This is a genomic window from Haloferax mediterranei ATCC 33500 (genome assembly GCF_000306765.2).
GTDB classification, from domain to species: Archaea; Halobacteriota; Halobacteria; order Halobacteriales; family Haloferacaceae; genus Haloferax; species Haloferax mediterranei.
In genome coordinates this window covers 2,121,622-2,139,810 of record NC_017941.2, presented here as the reverse complement: position 1 = coordinate 2,139,810, position 18,189 = coordinate 2,121,622, and the positions used below count along the sequence as shown (strand labels likewise).

Below are 18,189 nucleotides of genomic sequence, written 5' to 3'. Positions count from 1 at the left end.
GCAGATGTCGCCCGCGCCGAGGTACTGCCCAAATTATGCGTGGGATAGAATCGGCGAATTCTCCGCCGACAAGACTCAGAAAGCCAGAAATCTCTATCTATGAGGTAAGCTTAACATGATTGACATCATAATCCAAAACATGCCAGACTCGCAGACAATCGTCATCGCGGTGGCCGCTATCGTCCTCGTGTGGCTCTTCCGAGAGCTTGTCGTCGAGAAGCTCCAGACGCGCCTCGCGATGGTCGTCCTCGGCTTCGGCGGTGTCGGTTTCTACGCCGGGTATTCCGTGTTACCCGGCTTCACACTGTCACTGCCGTCGGTTTCGGGGTCTCCTCCCACTCTGACGGCGTGACGGTACGGCCTTGCAGGTGCGAGACGTCGGTTCGAGTCCGACGAGAGGCCATCGCAGGCGGAGAGTGCCTGCACGAACCATGGAAAAGAAGAAAGACAGCGAAGTCAGCCGGCGGACGTTCAGCGCGGCACTCGGAGCGTTAGCTGGTGGAGCCTATCTCGGCCATCAAGACGCTGACGACGATGACGGTGGCGAAGCTCTCCTCTCAGGAGGTGGGCAGACGAACCGTTCCATCGACGGCGGACTCGTCGAGAACGTCTTCGTCGCGGAGACAGACGACGCTCTCGGACAGCCGCCGACACTCCCGGCAATCTGCATCACCCTCGAATCGGGGTGGTGGGTGGCCGGTACAGATGCAGACATTGACGGACAACACAACATGAGCGAAGCAAAAGAGTTCCATCTCGGAGAGACACTCGACGATCTGGAAGAGCCTGATAACTACCCGGCAGTCGGCATCACGCTTGATGGCGGTGTCGTGCTTGACTTCGGAGGTGCGTGACGATGTCAGGATGGCAGAAGCCGAACGTCGGATCTGGGGAGGACCTAGTGCCGTCGCTAAGTACAGAGCAAGAGGATATAACGCCAGCCGGCGAAACATCGGCTCGTGAGGAAATCGACGCGCACGACCCGCCCGCGGTGATCCGGGCGAAGGGCGATGATGCTGTAGCGATGATCCTTCGTGCGAGTGACGACCCGGATGCAATCACCGACAAGAGTAATATTAGCTGGTGGCATCATGAGGTAGACCAGCGGTTAGCAAAGATGGGGGCGCACGCGAAACATGAGCACTGGTCGCTCTACACGCACAAGGACCCGGCAGGGACGGTCGACAATAACGACGTTTGGAAGCGCCTAGACGTATTCGGAGGGGCCGACCAGACCGAGGCGCGCTGGCAAAATCTGAGCGCCGTGCGGAATATGGCACAAGACGGGACAAACACGATTTACGCGCTCCGACAAGGGCACTCTGCTGGCCGAACAGGGTTCCACTACGAAGCCCCCGACGGCACGACTGATTTCCGAATTGAGCATTTAGACCAAGATTCTGGCGGTCATCTAAAAGTCGCATCTGGGGGGCAGAATTACCTCTATTTCCTAAAAGGCGGTGGGATGCGGTTGTTCACGGAGTTCGACAACTATCAAAACGTCTCGACAAATGTTGTATGGGAGTCAGACACCACCGCTAACCGTCCGTCGTCGCCAGTCGTTGGTCAGCGTTTCTTTGACACTGACCTCGGACAACCTATCTGGTATGACGGTTCTGCATGGGTCGACGCGACAGGCACGTCGGTGTGATAGACTCGCAGAACGAACCTTCTCGCCGCCAGCCACATGGCTGGGTACGGAAACGGCCCACCTCTTTTTCTCCGGTTGTCCCTGCTTGGGTGAGTGGAGTTGCTGGTATAGGCGCACTCGGAATCGCAGGCTACATTGCGGCCACTGGGGAGGTGCCCTTTGACCGATGAATTCGGTGCGAGAACTTCCGAGAAGAGGTTATTCTCGGCACTAAACTTGAGTTAGGAATAGATCGACGCTCTTATGTAGAACTGTGGAGTGACCCCGTAGCAAGGCAATCGACGACGATTTCGAGGGATGCGCCGACCAGATTCAGCGAGCGAATGAGCCCGAAGGTGTGAGCGGCCTGCTCCAAGCCCTGCTTGGACAGGCCGCGAAACTTCCGCAGCCACGGTTTGACTAGCGAGAAGAGGCACTCGACTTGGTTGATGTGGACGCCGTCGGCCGAAACGTACCGTTCGTCGTGGATAACGGTTCGGTGGTCGTACTCCATCTCTCGATACGCTTGGAGTCCATCAGTCCAGACCTCTCCCAGCCGCTGGGAGAGGTCTTCAGCCTCTTGCAGTACCGGTTCGAGGTCTCCCTGGTAGCTGATTCCAAGGTGACCGCGAATCACCCGAAGCACGTCGCGGCACGCCGCGACGAGCGTTATCTGGTCTCCGTGACGGCCCTTCCATCGTGAGCGCCCCGATCGGGACGACCCGCCGCGGTACCGACTGGTCCGCGGCGGGTCTTGGCCTTTGTAGCCTGAACAGACCGTGCTCGATTCGTCGATTTGCGTTGGGCCCGAGATGGAGTGTTGGAATTGCTCCCAGACGAGGGGGAAGCCGCGCGTGACCGCGGCTTCCACCTCTCGAATCGCGTAATAGACGGTCTTGTACGCCCTGTCGAGCACAACCGCGATTTGAGAGATACTGAGCAACGTGTCTGCATAGAGGAGGTACGCGAGAAGCACCTCTCCGGTGGTGAGGTGCTTCTCGTGGAAGGGCGTGCCATAGGTGTAGACCGGTTTAAAATCGCAGTTTCGGCAGATAACGCGGTCGGACGACTCCCACGTGTGAATGCTGGGGTGGCCGCAGCGAGGACACGTGGTATACTCCCAGAACTCCTTGAGTCGCCGCTCAATGACGGCATCGAGCGGCTCGGTGTCCAACTCGAACAATCCAAGATCAACGAGCTGGCGAAGCATTCCACCGAACGCTGGCTGAGTCTGAGGCATAACCTCATGATTTCGGCTCGTTCACCGTAACTACACGGTCGTTCCTCAGCTCTACATAAGAGCGTAGATCGATATCGGGTTGATCAGTATGTCTGGAGATTCGATGTAGAACATTGACTCGCCGGTGTCTTGGTCGTAGAGCTGGCTAAAGTCGCTCGCCAATGATTTCATCTTCTGTCGCCTTTTTGTCCGCTCTCTCCTGGAACCCGCACTCATCTCATTAAAGATAGAAAGGTGATACTGTCGTTCATTGCCTTCGAATAAATGCTCAATGCGTCCGAACACCGTATATTCTTTATATTGACTAGGGAATTGCCTCTCAATACCAGTCATATTCTCTGGATCTAAGCGGAAAACAAACCGTCCATTGACTTTATCAGACATTTGGATTGAATAATAATTGCGAGCATCTTCTAACTCTGCGAAAAGAGCTTCTGGTGTGGCCTCTGTATCTGAGAAATCAATAATTTGCCTCAGGTCTAGCCCGTATTTTTCTGAAAGTCGCATGAGCTTTGAGATCGGTGGCTCTTCGACGATTCCTGAGAATACCACATAATCTCCTTGTTGTAGCTCATCTCGTTGGCTAACAGTCACATCATCAAGATCAGTTACTCCTAACTCCTGATCCATGAAACTGAAAAATATCGAAAGTTTCCCTGTCGGGGTATTCTGAATAGTCCGAACAACCTCTTCAGTCTCCCCTGTTGATTTTTCTCGGTTATAGTTCAAAACCTTGTAAATATTCAATCCACCTCCGCTTGCTTTTGACTCATGCTCACCAGATGTCTCAACAAGTTCGGCAACTTGGCCTTCGTTTACGAATTGTAGGCGTTGGTTGACGCGGGGTTCATCAATGTAGATAAAGTCTGGTAAGTCACCAATTCCAATCATACTAAAACAATATGTTAGTTACTGCCAAAAATACTTGCACAGTTCAGTCAAACTAGCAGTGACCTAGATGATTTCTCCAATCAGCTTACGAGAGTAAGCTACCGTCGGCACGATTATGGATTGATTCATGGGTTGAGGAGTCTCTCAAAGTTCCCCACCTCCCAGTACCCAGATATCACGAGTATAATGGCTACAAACCCAACCAAGAGACCCTCTAAAGCGATACTAACTTGGATAATTGCGAGGATTACAACTGCAACTGAAGATAATAAAGCAAGCTCCTGTGTCCGCTTCGGCTGTCGATGTATGACATCGTAATGTTCTCGGTCCCAGATACTAAATGACAAGGCAGGGTTGTAGCTGTTCGACGTACTCTTTTGCAATACTGGTTCGTCACTTCTTGGACCACCCATCCCACCAGCGCTCAACCCTACAATTCCATGCCCTTCGAACGCCAGTTGTTCGCCACCGATGGTAAAATCAACTGTTTCGTTCGCTGGAACCGGTATTTCTAGATGTTCTCTGACGTACGGATCAGGATAACCATCACCTACAGCAATTGACCATGTGAGTCTACTGTCTTCACGAAGATCTGCATCCAGATGATTGCTGACTGAGAGCGTGAATTCTGGCGACTCGTCGGTAAAGTATATGTCTCGGTCTGTCTCTTTCGGCTTCACTTCCGCGGTAACCCAATCACGATGTATCTCTACCTCTTGGCTTGCTGGCATCATATAGACTTGGTGATAGGTACTCCAAAAACAATTCCTCGTCAAAGGCTTCCGAGAATAACCTATTCTCGTAACCTCCGGCGCGTCGAGGCCACCAAATCGGCCTGTTTTCACCCGAGATCGACCCGACCCAACTAGCTAAGGTTCCGGAATATAGAGCTACCTACCAATACCGGAACCATGCAGGCACGCCCATATCCATCGAAGTCAGGAAAGCGACTGTGGCTCTCACACGCGGAACAAGAGAAACTCCTCTCACTCGTCGAGGACGAGTACCCACGTCGACGCATCGCCCTCGACCTCGCACTCCACGGTCTCCGCAGCGACGAAGTACGGAACGTCAAGCCACGACACTTCCAGCCGCTCGACGACAACGGGAAGTGGCGACTCACGATTCCCGACGGGAAGACCGGAACGCGAGACGTTCCGGCAGAATTACCTCGGTCCCGTGCCGGACCATATAACCTCGAGAGTGATGGAACATCTCGACTTCCAATAAATTGAAGGGCTGTTCAGCCAGTGTGCGAGTTTGGTTCTGTCTGCCATTGAATCGAGACCAACGATAGATGAGTGGCCGAGAACCTACGAAAATGCTTTACGCAGTTCCACAGAATAGCGGGGTTTTAATCGAGTGACAACCCCGAGATGGGGGCTCCGTGGAATCCTTGCTGTTTTCTAGAGAATTAGTCCTGTATCAGGGTTATAAAAATGAGAGCGTATAGATGTGATTGGTTCTGGTGGAACTACCTGTCACGCGATAATCTCGTTCTCCTTGCTTATCGAGATACATTTTAGACCACTTACGGGCCTCCGTAGCGGTCATTCTTTCTGCAAGTGAGTCAGATTTCGTTTTTTCCGGTTCCGGATATCCGACCATATTTATTACCGGCTCAGGCCAGAGAGTAATCCAAGCTCCCACGTGTTCATACGGGGCATCTGATGCGGATTTTCTAACCCATTCACGCTCGGACGTTCGTGCATGGAGGATAAACTCAGCAGGTGTATTCTTCCAACTGGGCTCAATCATATACTGACTTGGTGTCGTTGTTCCAGGAACAGCCTGTGATGGAGTTCCAGCAGGTGGTACTTTGTAGGTTGCGTGTAGAACTTGTTCGTCGTCACGAGTAAGGCGAACTTCTATATGTTGATTTGTTGACGTGTTATTAGTTAACATAGCAAACAACAACCGCCGCGGTTCTGACTTTGTAGATTTGAGTATTTCACCGCTGCCGAGGCAACCTCCAACCGCCGCACTCGCAGCTACTGCGGTGCTGGACAGTACCTTTCGCCTAGTAAGAGGGAGATTCATCAGTGATAAACGTAATTGGTGGAGTGTCTACGACGACAGTTCAACTGGGAATTCAGTCAAGTAAATTGGACCCTCTCGGTTGAGATATTCGTTAACCTTCCAGAACGGTAGTCGATGGTTGTAATTTCCTTTACGGATATCGTCTCGAGTTAGTCGTTCAATACCCATTCGCTTCAGTTCCGCGTTACTTAAGGAATCTAATTCATCGTATGAGATATTATTCAGACTATTTATAGAGACAGACCCACCAGGAACAAACGTTACATCGAATTCAGTCATCGCTCCCCAACCATCTTCATTGACACCCATACGTACGCTCATTTCACCGGACGTGCTATTTATTGTGTGCATATCTACTTGGAAACCAACATAATGTGACGCGGCCCAGTTCCCAAAAGAATAATCGTCCGTAAATTCTAACTTCGTTGTATTACCACCATCAAAGTTATAATCTTCATGATATGCTGAATAAATATTTTCAGCACTAATCAGATAGCCAACAGGAGTTGCACCCAAAATACCTTCTGTGGTTGCCAAAATGGCTTCAGCAACATTTCCGTCGCCAGTTGTACTGGGTTTTGCCATCCCAGCTAGATATTCTGATGAGTTAGGAACCGTATCGAACGTAGCAGTTCCATCTGTTTCAGCCACAAATGTTTGGGATCTAATCCCATATGACTTCTCATTTTTATCTTCATTGTAGTCCTCAGCACACATCTCAGCATTAAATATGTGTGAATAGACTTCATCACCGTCAGGTCGTGTCTGCCATTCACTCGTGACATATTCTAGAGAAGACCCAACATCCAACGAAACATAACTATCACTGTCGTATTCTTTACTACCTCCTGAATGTGTTGTAACATCACCAGAGTCAGCAGAAACGCTGCCTCCAACAATACCAATTCCAAGCGACCCCACGGCAATTCTTCCGAATTCTCTTTTGGTGAGTTTCACTATACCAATTCATAATTATAGTGTTAAAATAACCTTTTTGAATTGTCATTTAAATTCTAAATGTATACTATATAGATATATCTGTGGTGAATAATCACTCGGTGATGAAAGTATTTAATATACCAAATAGACATGCAAATAAGTAGTCACAAATCAGAACTAGCTGTCACCGATAATCATCTGGTCGGCGGTACTCTTGGCAAATTGTCAATATTTTGCGACTACTACACCTAATCAAATTATACATTCAGCGACAGATGTTTACTGCTTGCACCCCCATTTCCGTAGTCATGGTGACTATATACTTCGATAAGCCCTAATATTTCACACCGCTACTTCTCTATGCGTCTGCACAGCGTGCCTGACGGCAACCCGACCACTTCATTCGGGTACAACGTCTGGACGGTCAACGCTTCGTCGTCGTCAGTGACGGTTACACACCCTGTGGCCACCTTGCTCGGGGTGTTCGTATTACCCACATTTTCTTCCAGAAGGAATAGTTTTCAGTGACATAACTACGAATATCTGGATTTAATCCAGAGAACCATTCTTTACATTCAGTTCGCCCTTTGTTCCAATCCCCTCGAACAATAACGTCTCGCAGAGCTTCGCCAGATATGTCTCCAGCTAAAGAAGTCGAGAAGCGTTTGAGTCCTTTTTAATCGACCTGTAGCCTAATTTAGGCCTTCGGGCGATACTTGTTCTATTTGTCCATCGTAAAACAATCAATATACAATAAGTTTGCTGTTGGTAATAGCACTGGGTGGACAAAACAAGAAATTCTCAAGGAAACATGTGACTTCCGCGCTCTGAGCGTTTCCTTTGGACTGCGCTACCTAGACCCACTCCTTTAGAGGGTTTGCGCTTAGCAAGCCGCGCCGAGTAGGCGCGGCGACCCCTGCTTCAAGTGTTTCATCTGAAGTAATCTTGGGTTGTGGCTCTTTAGCCACACATCTAACGGAGAATTACGGGTCCCCCAGATTCGAAGTGACGGCGGTCGCTGGCCGGTCGAGGCGACGTCCGGGCTCGACGCTCAGCTTCGTGCAGAATCCACCCGACACAGAAAGTACTCGCCGGAGTCCTGACGGACCCACGGCTCGAAGAGTTGCGTCGAGAGAAATTATGGGACCGCTGAGAGTCGAACTCAGGTCCTACCGACCCCATCGGCAGAGGATACCACTACCCCACGGTCCCAGGGTGTATTCAAAGCGATGCGTGTCTTGCGGTTAAGCCCTTCGTTTCGTCGTGGCAGAGAGACGGCCTGACGTGCTATGAAATCGCACCGAAGATACGCTTTTGCCGCCAGCCAAGTAATGACAACAATATGTCTGCACTGCTGGAGAACATCCCGTTCGGCCTGCTCCCCGGACTCGTGATGCTGGCTGTCGTCTTCGCATTCGGTGTGGCCGTCCACCGGTGGCGGGCCATCCGTCGGGGAGAGGAATCCGAACCTCCGCAGGACCGCTCGGAAGACTCGCGCGGCTACCCGCTCGCGTCGTGGCGGTACGTCTACGACCTCGACAAGGCGGCGGCCGACCGAGAAGTGGCGTCGGTCCACGAGCAAGCGGAGACACTCGCGGACGTCGAACAGAAACGGCGGAAATAGTGAGCAAAATAGCGACCGATGTCGGAAAACGGCCCTCAGACCAGCACGGCTTCCAGCGACACAACCTCGCCGGATTCGGCGTCGGCATCGCCGACGAGTTCGCCCAGACAGACGGCGGACCCGTCGTCGGTGAAACACGCAACGAGGTCGCCGTGGTCGGCGTCGTCGTCCACGTCGAACACGCCGGGAGCGTAGACGGGTGCACCGTTTGCGACTTCGCGGGCGGCGCTGTTGGCGATGGTAACCGCCGGAAGGTGCGTCAGCGCCCGTTCGGCGGGTGAAACGATATCCCGAATCCAGGATTCATCACCCTCTTCGGCGAACGCGAGGGCGTCTTTGAAGTCGTGGAGGTTCACGAGCGTCGAGTCGTCGAAGGGGTCGGTCGCGGTGCGGCGGAGATGTCCCATGTGGCCGCCGGTGCCGAGCGCGAGCCCGAGGTCGTGACAGAGTTTTCGGATGTAGGTGCCCGACTCACAGCGGATTCGCAAGAGCGCCTGTCGGTCCTGTACTTCGAGGAGGTCGAGGTCGTAAATCTCGCGTACGCGGAGGCGGCGCGAAACGGCCGACTTGCGCGGCGGTTTCTGGTAGAGTTTGGTCTCGAACTCCGCGACAGTCGACTCGATATCGGCGGGTGCAGGGCCGTGGAGTTCGAGCACCGAGACGTACTCCTTCGAGCCTTCGAGGAACACCTGTGCCATGCCAGTTGCATCACCGAGAAGGATGGGCAGACAGCCGGTTACCTTCGGGTCGAGCGTTCCCGAGTGGGCCGCACGGTCGAGTCCCGCCATGTCGCGGACCCACCCGGTCACCTGGTGGGCTGACGGCCCCGGTGGCTTGTCGAGGTTGACGACGCCGAACGAGAGCAGGTCGTCGACGCTTCTGTCTTCGGGTGGGTCTCGGAGCATGGTTAGAAATCGTAGCGAATGCCTTCGACGGGGTACTTGCCTTCGTCGTCCGAGGCGTCGTACGATTCGACTGCGGCGGTGATGATTTCGGGTACTTCCGCTTCGCCCCAGCGGGCCGTGTTGAGTGCGATATCGTAGATAGAGAGGTCCGTGATGTCGATGTCGTAATATTCGCCGTAGCGGTGTTTTTCGCTCTCCTCGCGGGTGACAGTCTCGTCGCGGGCGGTGTCGACAGCCTTGTCCTCGCGGTCGGCGATTCGCTCCGCGCGAACGTCGACTGGCGCATCCAGCCAGAATCGGAGGTCGGCGGCGTCGCCTGCCAGCCAGCCGGCGAGTCGAGATTCGAGGAGCACGTCGTCGCGTTCGAGTGCGATAGTTCGAAGGCGACGGTCGAGGTCGCGGTCGATTTGGTCGTCCTCCTCGGCGAGTTTGTTGAACTCGACGGCGGTCATGTCGCGCTCCGCGGCGAGTTCCCGGAAGATGTCTCCACCACTTATGTGTTCGAGGTCGAACGCCTCGGCGAGTGCGGCGGCGGTCGTACTCTTCCCGCTGCCCGGCGGGCCGGAAACAGTCAGTAACATATCCATGCTCGGTGGGGTTGGCTAAAAGAGGTTATCGTTGGCGACGACCCCTGTGGGGACTTCTCACGCCCGTCGAGAGTCGTGTCAATCAGTCTGGTAGAACGAAAGTCGTGGAGAAAAAGCCGGGTCGATAGCGGTCAGGATGGCCGCGTTACGACGCCGACGGCGACATGTCGATGTTGAGCGCCTTGCGGATAATCTGGGTGAAGCCCATCGAGCAGAGGAAGTACCAGACAATCCACGCCTGCATGGGGCCGAGAACGCCTTCGGTCCACTCGACGGTCCCCGTGAGCGGGAGCACGAGTGTTCCGACATCAATGTGTGGCTGGGCGTTTCCGCCGACGCCGATGGCCCAGTACATCCAGAGGAACACCGGGATGGTGAGGAACATAATCCAGACCATCGGGCGGAACTGCTCTTTGAACATGCCCATCTGGTCGCCCATCGCTTCCATCTGTTCTTCCTGAATCTTTTCGAGCGCCGCGTCGTCACCGCGCTCTTTCGCATCCTTCTGCCGTTTTTGGATGTCTTTCATCCGCTCTTGGTACGCGCCCATCTTCTCCATGTCCATGAGGTTCGCCTGGAGGAGCGTGGAGTAGAGACCGGTTGCGAGCGCGAGCACCATCACGATAGCGTAGAAGGGGAGCATATCGGCGAGCGGTCCGAGTGCGATGTCCATCGCGCTGCCGATGACGTTGCGGACCTCAGAGACCGAGTAGCCGAGGAACAGGCCAACAGTTACGACGGCCGCACCCTTGTCGTACTTCGACCACGAGGAGTCGCCGGTGTCGACCGACACGGGCGATGAACTACTCGACCCGGTCGAGGACTCGTCATCTTCGAGACCGGCGCGAGTCGCCGCCGCGTCGGCAAGCCGGAAGCCTTCGTCGCCGTCGACGAGGATTCCCTTCTCGATAAGACGGCCCCATTGGCCGCTCGTGAGCTCATCGCGAACGTCGGCCCACGCGACTTCTCCGTCGTCCGCCCGTTCGAGGACGGTATCGACGGCGGCGCGCATGTCGGCGTCGGAGCCGACGAGGTCGCGCACCCTAGATTCGATTCGTGCCATTACGACCTCTTTAGCAACCGGCCGTTATCAAGGTTTTACTCTCCGTCCGAGCCTGCGCACAGCTGCCACTGGCGTCGTGACCCACCTACGGCTCCCGCTGACGTAGTTAGCCACCCACTGGCGCAGAAAAAACCGAAAGCGCGCGTCGATTACGCGTCGTCGAGGCTGTCGACGATGTCGTCGAACACTTCGTCGGGAGTCTGTTCGCCGTCGATTTCGACGAGGACGCCTTCGTCGCGGTAGTGCTCGATAACGGGTTCCGTGTTCTCTTCGAAGACAGAGAGTCGCTCGCGGACGGTCTCTTCGGTGTCGTCGTCGCGCTGGATGAGTTCGCCGCCACACTCGTCGCAGACGCCCGCTTCTTCGGGCTGGTTGAACTTCACGTGGAAGTTCGTACCGCACTCCGAGCAGACGCGGCGACCGGTGAGTCGTTCGACGAGTTCCGACTCGGCGACCTCGAGGGAGAGGACGGCGTCGAGGTCGGCGATTTCGGAGAGGTACTCCGCCTGCGAGAGGTTGCGCGGGTAGCCGTCGAGGACGTAGCCGTCGGCGTCTTCGAGTGCGGCCTCGACGATTTCGTTGACAACCGCGTCGGGGACGAGTTCGCCCTTCTCCATGAACGACCGGGGCGTACCGTACTCGGTCTCCATGTCCTTGTTCGCGCGGAGCGCGTCGCCCGTGGTGACGTGGTCGATGTCGTACGTTTCGGCGAGTCGCTTCGACTGTGTGCCCTTACCTGCGCCCGGGGCTCCGAGCAGGAGGATGCGCTTTCCCATATCGACCACCATCCGTCGAGAGCATATAGTGTTGAAGATACTAGCCCAGTTCTGCGGCGATATTCGTCGTCGAATTAGGATTATATTGCCTCAATTAGTCGAGTAAACCACCGGGGGAGTGATTCAACGCCGAGTGTATGGGAATATGTTGCCGATTCCACTGACGAGAGGCGATACGTTCAACGGGGAGGGCCTCGTGACCCCAACCAATGCGCGACTCGTCACTCATGCGCGATACCCTGAAGGACCCGCTCGCGCGCGCCTATAGTCGCTGGCGCACCCTCGAACGCGGGTGGCGCGCGACCGCCCTCGGACTCGGAGTTGTGACCGCCCTCGCAGTGCTCGGGCCGTGAGCGAGGAGCCAATCGCTCGGCTCGGTCGTCTCCTCCCCGGACTCGCCCTCCTCGTCGTCCTCGCCGGGGTAGCGACGCTTGTCGCTGGGGCCATTCCGGGTGTCAATGCGCTCCTTCTCGGTGTCTTCTTCGGAGCCATCGTCGCCAACGCGACGGGCGTCCCCGAATGGGCCCGTCCGGGCGTCGCTACACAGACGTTACTGCTCGAAACCGGCATCGTCCTCCTCGGCGCACGCATTGCCATCGACGAACTCATCGCCTCGGGACCGACGCTTGTCACACTCGTCGTCGTGACGGTCGGCGCGGGCGTCTTGCTCGTCGAACTCGTCTCCGGGCGCGTGTTCGGTCTCGCCGACGAAACTGGCTCGCTTCTCGCAGCGGGTGCAAGTGTCTGCGGCGTCTCGGCGGCCACCGCCATTGCCGGCACCATCGATGCCGACGGCGAGTCACTCGCACACGTCGTCGCGGCAGTGCTTCTCTTCGACGCGCTCACCCTCGCTGTGTTCCCTCTCGCGGGCGACTTGCTTCCCCTCACCGGTCGCCAGTTCGGAATCTGGGCCGGATTGAGTATGTTCAGCACCGGCCCGGTTACCGCGGCCGGATTCGCCCACTCCGAAGTCGCTGGTCAGTGGGCGACCGTGACGAAACTCGCCCGAAACTCGATGCTCGGCCTCGTCGCTCTCTGGTACGCAGTTCGCTACGCTGGAGGAGATACGAGCGGTCTCCAATCCGTCTTCGAGGGCGTTCCACGCTTCCTCATCGGATTCGGACTGGTCGCCGTTATCGCCAATCTCGGTATCCTCTCCGGGGACGCACTGGCGGCCGTGGGAACTGCCAGCGACGCGCTGTTCGCACTCGCGTTCGTCGGTCTCGGACTCGACATTCGTCTCGATGCCATGCGCGAAACGGGCGTTGCCCCGCTGGCCGTCCTCGGCGTACAATTACTCACCATCAGCGCACTAACGCTTGCAGCGGTGCTCACGCTCTTTTGATTTGTGGCGGTCCTTGGGCCGTGTTGCCCTCTTATTGAGACGTGAGCTATTCTGTCCCATCATCGAGACGCGGGTCGTTTTTGTACCGAGCGGGAGTAGCCACGTTCATGACTCGATTCGAGGCCGACACATCCCGTGAGCGCCGGAAACTCTTCGCCGACGCCGTCGAGGCCCACCGCAACCGCGGGAGCGCCTTTCTCACTATCGAGGCGGAACGCAACCCGGACCTCGACGGCGAGGGTCCCGGGCCGTGGATTCAGTTCTCCGAACGGACGTTCAATATGGACGTGACCGACGAGGAACTCGACCGCCTCAAGGACCTGCTCTCGGAGTTCCCCGAGTTCCGTATCGACCAACTCGAAAGTCCGGATGAGGCCGAAGGAACAAACGTCCGAATCACCGCGCGTTCGGATGCGAATCGACTCGCCGGATTCGCAGATCGCGTCTTCCAGGCAGTCTATAGCCGCGAAGAGGACTACCGCGCGTGGGTCACCGCCATCTGACACGGACGGGACGGACGCCTCCGGACGAACCAAACGAACGTCACGTTTATCCGGCGAATGTTAAGGCCTTGGCCCGCTCGCCGGGGTACATTTGTCTCTCGCCTGCGTAGCGGTGGGTATGTCGGATCAATCTGGGCTGGCGTGCGATGACGTACAGTTGCTCGTCGAGGCAACTGGTCGCCGTATCGACGTGGGTGATGTGACGCTCCACGCCGTCGAAGCAGGGCCGGAAGACGGAGAGTTAGTCGTCCTGCTTCACGGGTTCCCCGAGTGTTGGTACGCCTGGGCCGACTACCTTCGCCCGCTCACGGACGCGGGCTACCGAGTCGTCGTCCCGGACCAGCGTGGATACAACCTGAGCGACCATCCCGAGGGTATCGAGTGGTACAGTATCGACGAACTGGCCAGTGATATCGTCGGCCTGCTCGATGCACTCGACCGTGAGAAAGCACACATCGTCGGCCACGACTCGGGGGCCGCTGTCGCGTGGTGGACCTCGCTTCACCATCCAGACCGGGTGCGGTCACTCACGACGATAAACGTCCCGCATCCGACGGTCTTTGCTCGGCACCTCAAGCGCGACCCGGCACAGCAGCTTCGAAGTTGGTACATGCTGTTCTTCCAAGTTCCGAAGCTCCCAGAACTTATCGCACCCCTCGGCGACTGGGCTGTCCTGGAGCGGACGATGACCGACTCCGCGCTTCCAGGAACATTCTCGACGGCGGAGCTTGAGCACTACCGGTCGGCGTGGTCCGTTCCCGGAGCGTATCAGTCGATGGTCAACTGGTACCGGGCCGCCGTTCGAGAGCGCCCACAGCCGAGAACCGAGACGGTCGAGGTTCCGACACTTGTCGTCTGGGGGTCCCGTGACCGCTTCCTCCGGTCGAAGATGGCAAGAGAGAGCCTATCGTTCTGTTCTGACGGCCATCTCCGGATGTTCGACGAAGCGACACACTGGGTACACCACGAAGAGCCAGTGGCCGTCGCCCGCGCAATCATCGAGCACGTCGACGATGCGTGGCGGACACCGAACAACACCCCCGACGAGACGAGTCATCGTCCGGTCTAACGTTCGTGACACGTCGACACCCCGAATCCGGCAATATTTGTCGGTGTCTAAATTCAACTATATAGGTCCATCGAGGGGACTTAGCGAGGTTCTTGTACGTCCGGCCTTCAAATCGGAGTGACGCGGTTGCAGTCCGGTGGTGGGACGTTCCATACTCCTTCGAACCGTCTCCGCGTCTTCTTCATGAGCAGGGACGGGGGACCGTCCCACTTTCACTCGCCGAGTCACTACACCGGCGCTTGGTGGTCCCTCCGTTGCATTGGCCCCGTCTGACCTGCCCGCCCTCGGCGGATGGGTACGTTCTTACTCGCGGCCACCTCACTTCGGGATATGACCGACCTCGGAAAGGTCGACCGTGACTTCTTTGATGAGTACATCTACCCGCGACTCGGTGCCACCCGGGACGACGTGGCGCTCGGTCCGACTCACGGCGTCGACTTCGGCCTCCTCGACATCGACGGAACAGCGGTTGCACTGGCGACAGACCCGGTATCAGTCCTCCCGGCACTCGGATTCGAGCGAGCAGGCCAGTTCGCTATCGACATTGTCCTCTCCGATATCGCCGTTTCAGGTCTCGACCCGTCGCATCTCGCCATCTCGTTTACGCTCCCGCCAGAGATGACGGACGCGGAGTTTGCCGAACTCTGGGCTGCGATGCACGACGAGGCCGAAGACCTCGGTGTGAGTATCGTCACCGGTCACACCGCCCGCTATTCGGACTGTTCGTACCCGTGGGTCGGCGGCGCAACCGCCCTCGCGGTCGGCGACCACGACGACGTTGTTCGCCCGGACGGCGCACGCCCGGGCGACGATGTGCTCGTGACGAAAGGCCCCGCTGTCGAGACGACTGGTCTCTTGACGACGCTCTTTCCCGACGGCTTCGACGGACTCGGCCCCGACACCCTCGAAATCGCACAGGAACGACTCGACGAAACCGACGCCGTCCGCGACGCCATGACTGTCTCGGCCGCGGGCGGACACGGTGTCCACGCGATGCACGACGCCACCGAGTGCGGCGTCCACGGTGCCCTCAACGAGATTGCAGGGAGTGCGGGCGTCCAACTGGAAATCGACGAATCGAGTATTCCGTTCCGACCGGGCGTCCGCGACGTGTGCGAGTATCTCGATATCGACCCGTGGCGTTCGACCACCGCGGGGTCGCTCATCGTCGCGACCGACCCCGAGGTGACGGACGACGTAATCTCCGCGCTCAATGCTCGGGGAACTCCCGTCGGCGTCGCAGGAACCGTCGTCTTGGGCGAGGGTGTCGTCGTCGACGGCAAGCGCATCGACCACCCCGATGTGGACCCGTCGTGGGGTGCCTACGAACGCCTCGCCAACGAAGCAGAGAAGTAGCGTAGTCGCCCGGCATTCATCGATACGAGTGAACTCCTGTCAGCGCAAACGGATACGAAAAACACCACGCCGTATGGGTCGTGCAACTACTTATCATGTGCGCGCTTACCAAAGGTTATGAACGACGACGAGAGTGCCGTCGAAACCGCCCGTGAGAGGGACGCGGCGGACCCGCTTTCGGACCTCCGAGAGCGGTTCTACGTTCCGGACGGCGAACTGTACATGGACGGTAATTCGCTCGGTCTCTTCTCGGTCGACGCCGAGGACGCACTCGAACATGTCATCGACGAGTGGAGAGAGCTCGCTATCCGCGGGTGGACTGACGCCGACCCAGACTGGCACACCTACGGCGAGCGACTCGGCGAACGACTCGCACCCCTCGTCGGTGCCGACCCCGAGGAAGTCGTCGTCGCCAACTCCACGACGGTCAATATCCACACGCTCATCGGAACGTTCTACGACCCCGACCGCGGCGAGAAAATCGTCGTCGACGACCTCGACTTCCCGACCGACCACTACGCGATTCGGGCGCAACTCCGCCAGCACGGCCGCGACCCAGACGAGGCACTGCGTGTAGTCGAAAGCCGTGACGGCCGGACCATCGACATCGAAGACGTGCTCGCAGCTATCGACGACGACGTGGGCATGGTGTTTCTCCCCTCCGTGCTCTACCGGAGCGGCCAGTTGTTCGACATCCAGACCATCACCGAAGCGGCCCACGACGCCGGCGCACTCGCCGGGTTCGACCTCGCACACTCCATCGGGGCCGTCCCGCACCGACTCTCCGATATCGGCGTGGATTTCGCCGTCTGGTGTCATTACAAATATCTCAACGCCGGGCCCGGCGCACTCGCCGGTCTCTACGTCAACGAGCGACATTTCGGCGTGACCCCCGCGCTGGCTGGCTGGTGGGGCAACGCCAGGGAAACGCAGTTCGATATGGCGCTGACGTACGACCCCGCCCACTCCGCCGCCGCGTTCCAGACCGGGACGATTTCGATTCTCGCCACCGCGCCGCTCGATGGCGCACTCGACATCGTCGAAGACGCCGGCGGCGTGGCCGCACTCCGCGAGAAATCGCTCGCGCTCACCGACTTCCTCATCGAACTCGTAGACGAGCACCTTCCCGAGTGCGAGGTCGGTACTCCTCGCGACCCGGCGGCCCGCGGCGGTCACGTCGCGGTCGAACATCCCGAAGCGTACCGCATCAGCCTCGCGCTGAAAGAACGCGGCGTCATCGTGGATTTCCGCCAGCCGGATGTCGTCCGCATCGCGCCCGTTCCGTCCTACGTCGGCTTCGAGGACGTGTACAGGACGGTGGAGCATCTGCGCGAAGTTCTGGACGAGAAGGAGTACGAGGAGTTCGAGAAACAGAGCGGCGGGGTGACGTGAAAGTCAGGCGATGGAGTTGGCGAGTGCGTACATGAACAATCGTCTGTTCGACACGAAGGGCGCTAAAACGATTCCACTTCCTCTACCAGTCGATAACTTCCTTATCGCGCCAGAATTTGCCCGACGGACTGCCCGCTTCGAATCTCGAAAGCCACGTGGGCGTCTCCGCCCCCTTCTCGACTGAACGGTCCGCTTCCTCGCCGCCCATGTCGGTTCGGACCCACCCCGGACAGACCGAGTTAGCGATGAGACCGTCGTCGCCGTACTGCCCGTCGAGGTAGACCGTGAGGCCGTTGAGACCGGTTTTTGAAATTCGATACGACGGCGAGCCACCGGACTGGCCCTCTTCGAGCGCGCCCATTCCGGAGGAGACGTTGACGACGCGGCCGCCCTCGCTTTGGAGGAGCAGCGGGACGGCGTGTTTGCATATGAGCATCGGGCCGCGGAGGTTGACCGCGAGGGTACGGTCGATTCGTTCGGTCGGTTCCGCGACGATGTCGTCTCCTTCGCCGCCGATTCCGGCGTTGTTGACGAGGATGTCGAGTCGTCCTTGGTCGGCGAAAATGCCGTCGACCACGTCTTCGATGTCGCCCTCTTGGGTTACGTCGAGCAGGACGCGTTCAGTCCCGTCGGGCGTCTCGTTCGTGACGCTTCGCGACCCGGCGTAGACCGTCGCCCCGAGGTCGCGGAGATTCTCCGCAATCTTGCGGCCGATACCTCGGTTCGCGCCCGTGACGAGCGCAATCTGTCCGTCGAGGTCGTCGTAGACGGTGGGTTCCATAGGCGACACTGCGGACTCAGGGAGGATATTCTCACCGAAGCAGAGCGG

General features: G+C 57.5%; 20 protein-coding genes and 1 tRNA gene. 11 read left to right on the top strand and 10 right to left on the bottom strand.

Annotation, left to right across the window (positions count from 1 at the left end):
* Window positions 1–139: 139 nt before the first annotated feature.
* The 3 genes from HFX_RS10995 (at window position 140) to HFX_RS10985 (ending at window position 1,651) form a co-directional block, all read left to right on the top strand.
* On the top strand, window positions 140–352 hold the full coding sequence (locus HFX_RS10995; protein WP_231512881.1) for a hypothetical protein: 213 nt from the start codon (window positions 140–142) through the stop codon (window positions 350–352).
* A 79-nt stretch (window positions 353–431) separates the two neighbouring features.
* On the top strand, window positions 432–854 hold the full coding sequence (locus tag HFX_RS10990) for a hypothetical protein (protein ID WP_004059955.1): 423 nt from the start codon (window positions 432–434) through the stop codon (window positions 852–854).
* A 2-nt stretch (window positions 855–856) separates the two neighbouring features.
* On the top strand, window positions 857–1,651 hold the full coding sequence (locus HFX_RS10985; protein ID WP_004059956.1) for a hypothetical protein: 795 nt from the start codon (window positions 857–859) through the stop codon (window positions 1,649–1,651).
* 241 nt (window positions 1,652–1,892) lie between these two features.
* Here HFX_RS10985 and HFX_RS10980 read toward each other — a convergent pair whose 3' ends face one another.
* The 3 genes from HFX_RS10980 to HFX_RS10970 form a co-directional block, all read right to left on the bottom strand.
* Window positions 1,893–2,870 carry an IS1595 family transposase gene (locus HFX_RS10980; protein WP_014732722.1) on the bottom strand — a complete coding sequence of 326 codons (978 nt, stop codon included), beginning with the start codon at window positions 2,868–2,870 and terminating at the stop codon, window positions 1,893–1,895.
* A 51-nt stretch (window positions 2,871–2,921) separates the two neighbouring features.
* On the bottom strand, window positions 2,922–3,761 hold the full coding sequence (locus HFX_RS10975) for a DUF6414 family protein (RefSeq protein ID WP_049963731.1): 840 nt from the start codon (window positions 3,759–3,761) through the stop codon (window positions 2,922–2,924).
* A gap of 125 nt (window positions 3,762–3,886) precedes the next feature.
* Window positions 3,887–4,495 carry a hypothetical protein gene (locus HFX_RS10970; RefSeq protein WP_004059958.1) on the bottom strand — a complete coding sequence of 203 codons (609 nt, stop codon included), beginning with the start codon at window positions 4,493–4,495 and terminating at the stop codon, window positions 3,887–3,889.
* 177 nt (window positions 4,496–4,672) lie between these two features.
* Between HFX_RS10970 and HFX_RS10965 the strand changes: the two genes are divergently transcribed.
* Window positions 4,673–4,996, top strand: a complete 324-nt coding sequence (locus HFX_RS10965) for a hypothetical protein (protein WP_004059959.1) — start codon at window positions 4,673–4,675, stop codon at window positions 4,994–4,996.
* Between the two features lie 832 nt (window positions 4,997–5,828).
* Here the strand turns inward: HFX_RS10965 and HFX_RS19710 are convergent.
* Together HFX_RS19710 and HFX_RS10960 are read right to left on the bottom strand one after the other, a co-directional pair.
* Window positions 5,829–6,758 carry a hypothetical protein gene (locus tag HFX_RS19710; RefSeq protein ID WP_137685678.1) on the bottom strand — a complete coding sequence of 310 codons (930 nt, stop codon included), beginning with the start codon at window positions 6,756–6,758 and terminating at the stop codon, window positions 5,829–5,831.
* Between the two features lie 1,123 nt (window positions 6,759–7,881).
* A tRNA-Pro gene (locus HFX_RS10960) sits at window positions 7,882–7,952 on the bottom strand.
* Window positions 7,953–8,082: 130 nt separating this feature from the next.
* Here HFX_RS10960 and HFX_RS10955 point away from each other — a divergent pair.
* Window positions 8,083–8,364: a hypothetical protein gene (locus HFX_RS10955; RefSeq protein ID WP_004059960.1), complete on the top strand. Its 282-nt coding sequence runs from the start codon at window positions 8,083–8,085 to the stop codon at window positions 8,362–8,364.
* Window positions 8,365–8,399: 35 nt separating this feature from the next.
* Here the strand turns inward: HFX_RS10955 and HFX_RS10950 are convergent, their stop codons facing one another.
* From HFX_RS10950 to HFX_RS10935, 4 genes are all read right to left on the bottom strand, one after another.
* A complete protein-coding gene (locus HFX_RS10950) occupies window positions 8,400–9,269 on the bottom strand; it encodes an RNA-guided pseudouridylation complex pseudouridine synthase subunit Cbf5 (protein WP_004059961.1) in 870 nt (289 codons plus the stop codon).
* Window positions 9,270–9,271: 2 nt separating this feature from the next.
* Window positions 9,272–9,850 (bottom strand): (d)CMP kinase, encoded by a 579-nt coding sequence (gene cmk / locus HFX_RS10945; RefSeq protein WP_004059962.1) that lies wholly within the window; start codon window positions 9,848–9,850, stop codon window positions 9,272–9,274.
* Between the two features lie 151 nt (window positions 9,851–10,001).
* Window positions 10,002–10,919 carry a DUF106 domain-containing protein gene (locus HFX_RS10940; RefSeq protein ID WP_004059963.1) on the bottom strand — a complete coding sequence of 306 codons (918 nt, stop codon included), beginning with the start codon at window positions 10,917–10,919 and terminating at the stop codon, window positions 10,002–10,004.
* A gap of 149 nt (window positions 10,920–11,068) precedes the next feature.
* Window positions 11,069–11,695, bottom strand: a complete 627-nt coding sequence (locus HFX_RS10935) for an adenylate kinase (RefSeq protein WP_049917508.1) — start codon at window positions 11,693–11,695, stop codon at window positions 11,069–11,071.
* 209 nt (window positions 11,696–11,904) lie between these two features.
* On the opposite strand from HFX_RS10935, the gene HFX_RS19705 reads away from it, so the two are divergent.
* The 6 genes from HFX_RS19705 to kynU all read left to right on the top strand — a co-directional run bounded on the left by HFX_RS19705 (window position 11,905) and on the right by kynU (window position 17,360).
* Window positions 11,905–12,048: a hypothetical protein gene (locus HFX_RS19705; protein WP_155844694.1), complete on the top strand. Its 144-nt coding sequence runs from the start codon at window positions 11,905–11,907 to the stop codon at window positions 12,046–12,048.
* Entirely contained in the window at window positions 12,045–13,040 is a 996-nt protein-coding gene (locus HFX_RS10930) for a YeiH family protein (RefSeq protein WP_004059965.1), read from the top strand. Before HFX_RS19705 ends, HFX_RS10930 begins: the two co-directional genes overlap by 4 nt.
* Before the next feature lie 107 nt (window positions 13,041–13,147).
* The gene (locus HFX_RS10925; RefSeq protein ID WP_004059966.1) at window positions 13,148–13,543 is read left to right on the top strand and encodes a hypothetical protein; all 396 of its coding nucleotides are present in this window, start codon (window positions 13,148–13,150) and stop codon (window positions 13,541–13,543) included.
* 118 nt (window positions 13,544–13,661) lie between these two features.
* Window positions 13,662–14,612: an alpha/beta fold hydrolase gene (locus tag HFX_RS10920; RefSeq protein WP_004059967.1), complete on the top strand. Its 951-nt coding sequence runs from the start codon at window positions 13,662–13,664 to the stop codon at window positions 14,610–14,612.
* 330 nt (window positions 14,613–14,942) lie between these two features.
* Window positions 14,943–15,968: an AIR synthase family protein gene (locus HFX_RS10915; RefSeq protein ID WP_049917509.1), complete on the top strand. Its 1,026-nt coding sequence runs from the start codon at window positions 14,943–14,945 to the stop codon at window positions 15,966–15,968.
* Between the two features lie 117 nt (window positions 15,969–16,085).
* Window positions 16,086–17,360, top strand: coding sequence for a kynureninase (gene kynU, locus HFX_RS10910; protein WP_004059969.1), 1,275 nt, complete (start codon window positions 16,086–16,088; stop codon window positions 17,358–17,360).
* Between the two features lie 82 nt (window positions 17,361–17,442).
* Here the strand turns inward: kynU and HFX_RS10905 are convergent, their stop codons facing one another.
* Complete coding sequence (locus HFX_RS10905) at window positions 17,443–18,141, bottom strand: SDR family NAD(P)-dependent oxidoreductase (RefSeq protein ID WP_004059970.1); 699 nt, start codon at window positions 18,139–18,141, stop codon at window positions 17,443–17,445.
* Window positions 18,142–18,189 lie beyond the last annotated feature (48 nt).

Coding starts and splice junctions, on each gene's coding strand:
- HFX_RS10935 (WP_049917508.1), bottom strand. CDS start 11,695: ATGGGAAAGCGCATCCTCCTGCTCGGAGCCCCGGGCGCAGGTAAGGGC.
- HFX_RS10990 (WP_004059955.1), top strand. CDS start 432: ATGGAAAAGAAGAAAGACAGCGAAGTCAGCCGGCGGACGTTCAGCGCG.
- HFX_RS10925 (WP_004059966.1), top strand. CDS start 13,148: ATGACTCGATTCGAGGCCGACACATCCCGTGAGCGCCGGAAACTCTTC.
- HFX_RS19705 (WP_155844694.1), top strand. CDS start 11,905: ATGCGCGACTCGTCACTCATGCGCGATACCCTGAAGGACCCGCTCGCG.
- HFX_RS10940 (WP_004059963.1), bottom strand. CDS start 10,919: ATGGCACGAATCGAATCTAGGGTGCGCGACCTCGTCGGCTCCGACGCC.
- HFX_RS10955 (WP_004059960.1), top strand. CDS start 8,083: ATGTCTGCACTGCTGGAGAACATCCCGTTCGGCCTGCTCCCCGGACTC.
- HFX_RS10985 (WP_004059956.1), top strand. CDS start 857: ATGTCAGGATGGCAGAAGCCGAACGTCGGATCTGGGGAGGACCTAGTG.
- HFX_RS10965 (WP_004059959.1), top strand. CDS start 4,673: ATGCAGGCACGCCCATATCCATCGAAGTCAGGAAAGCGACTGTGGCTC.
- HFX_RS10980 (WP_014732722.1), bottom strand. CDS start 2,870: ATGCCTCAGACTCAGCCAGCGTTCGGTGGAATGCTTCGCCAGCTCGTT.
- HFX_RS10975 (WP_049963731.1), bottom strand. CDS start 3,761: ATGATTGGAATTGGTGACTTACCAGACTTTATCTACATTGATGAACCC.
- HFX_RS10995 (WP_231512881.1), top strand. CDS start 140: ATGCCAGACTCGCAGACAATCGTCATCGCGGTGGCCGCTATCGTCCTC.
- HFX_RS10970 (WP_004059958.1), bottom strand. CDS start 4,495: ATGATGCCAGCAAGCCAAGAGGTAGAGATACATCGTGATTGGGTTACC.
- HFX_RS10915 (WP_049917509.1), top strand. CDS start 14,943: ATGACCGACCTCGGAAAGGTCGACCGTGACTTCTTTGATGAGTACATC.
- HFX_RS10950 (WP_004059961.1), bottom strand. CDS start 9,269: ATGCTCCGAGACCCACCCGAAGACAGAAGCGTCGACGACCTGCTCTCG.
- kynU (WP_004059969.1), top strand. CDS start 16,086: ATGAACGACGACGAGAGTGCCGTCGAAACCGCCCGTGAGAGGGACGCG.
- HFX_RS10905 (WP_004059970.1), bottom strand. CDS start 18,141: ATGGAACCCACCGTCTACGACGACCTCGACGGACAGATTGCGCTCGTC.
- HFX_RS10920 (WP_004059967.1), top strand. CDS start 13,662: ATGTCGGATCAATCTGGGCTGGCGTGCGATGACGTACAGTTGCTCGTC.
- cmk (WP_004059962.1), bottom strand. CDS start 9,850: ATGTTACTGACTGTTTCCGGCCCGCCGGGCAGCGGGAAGAGTACGACC.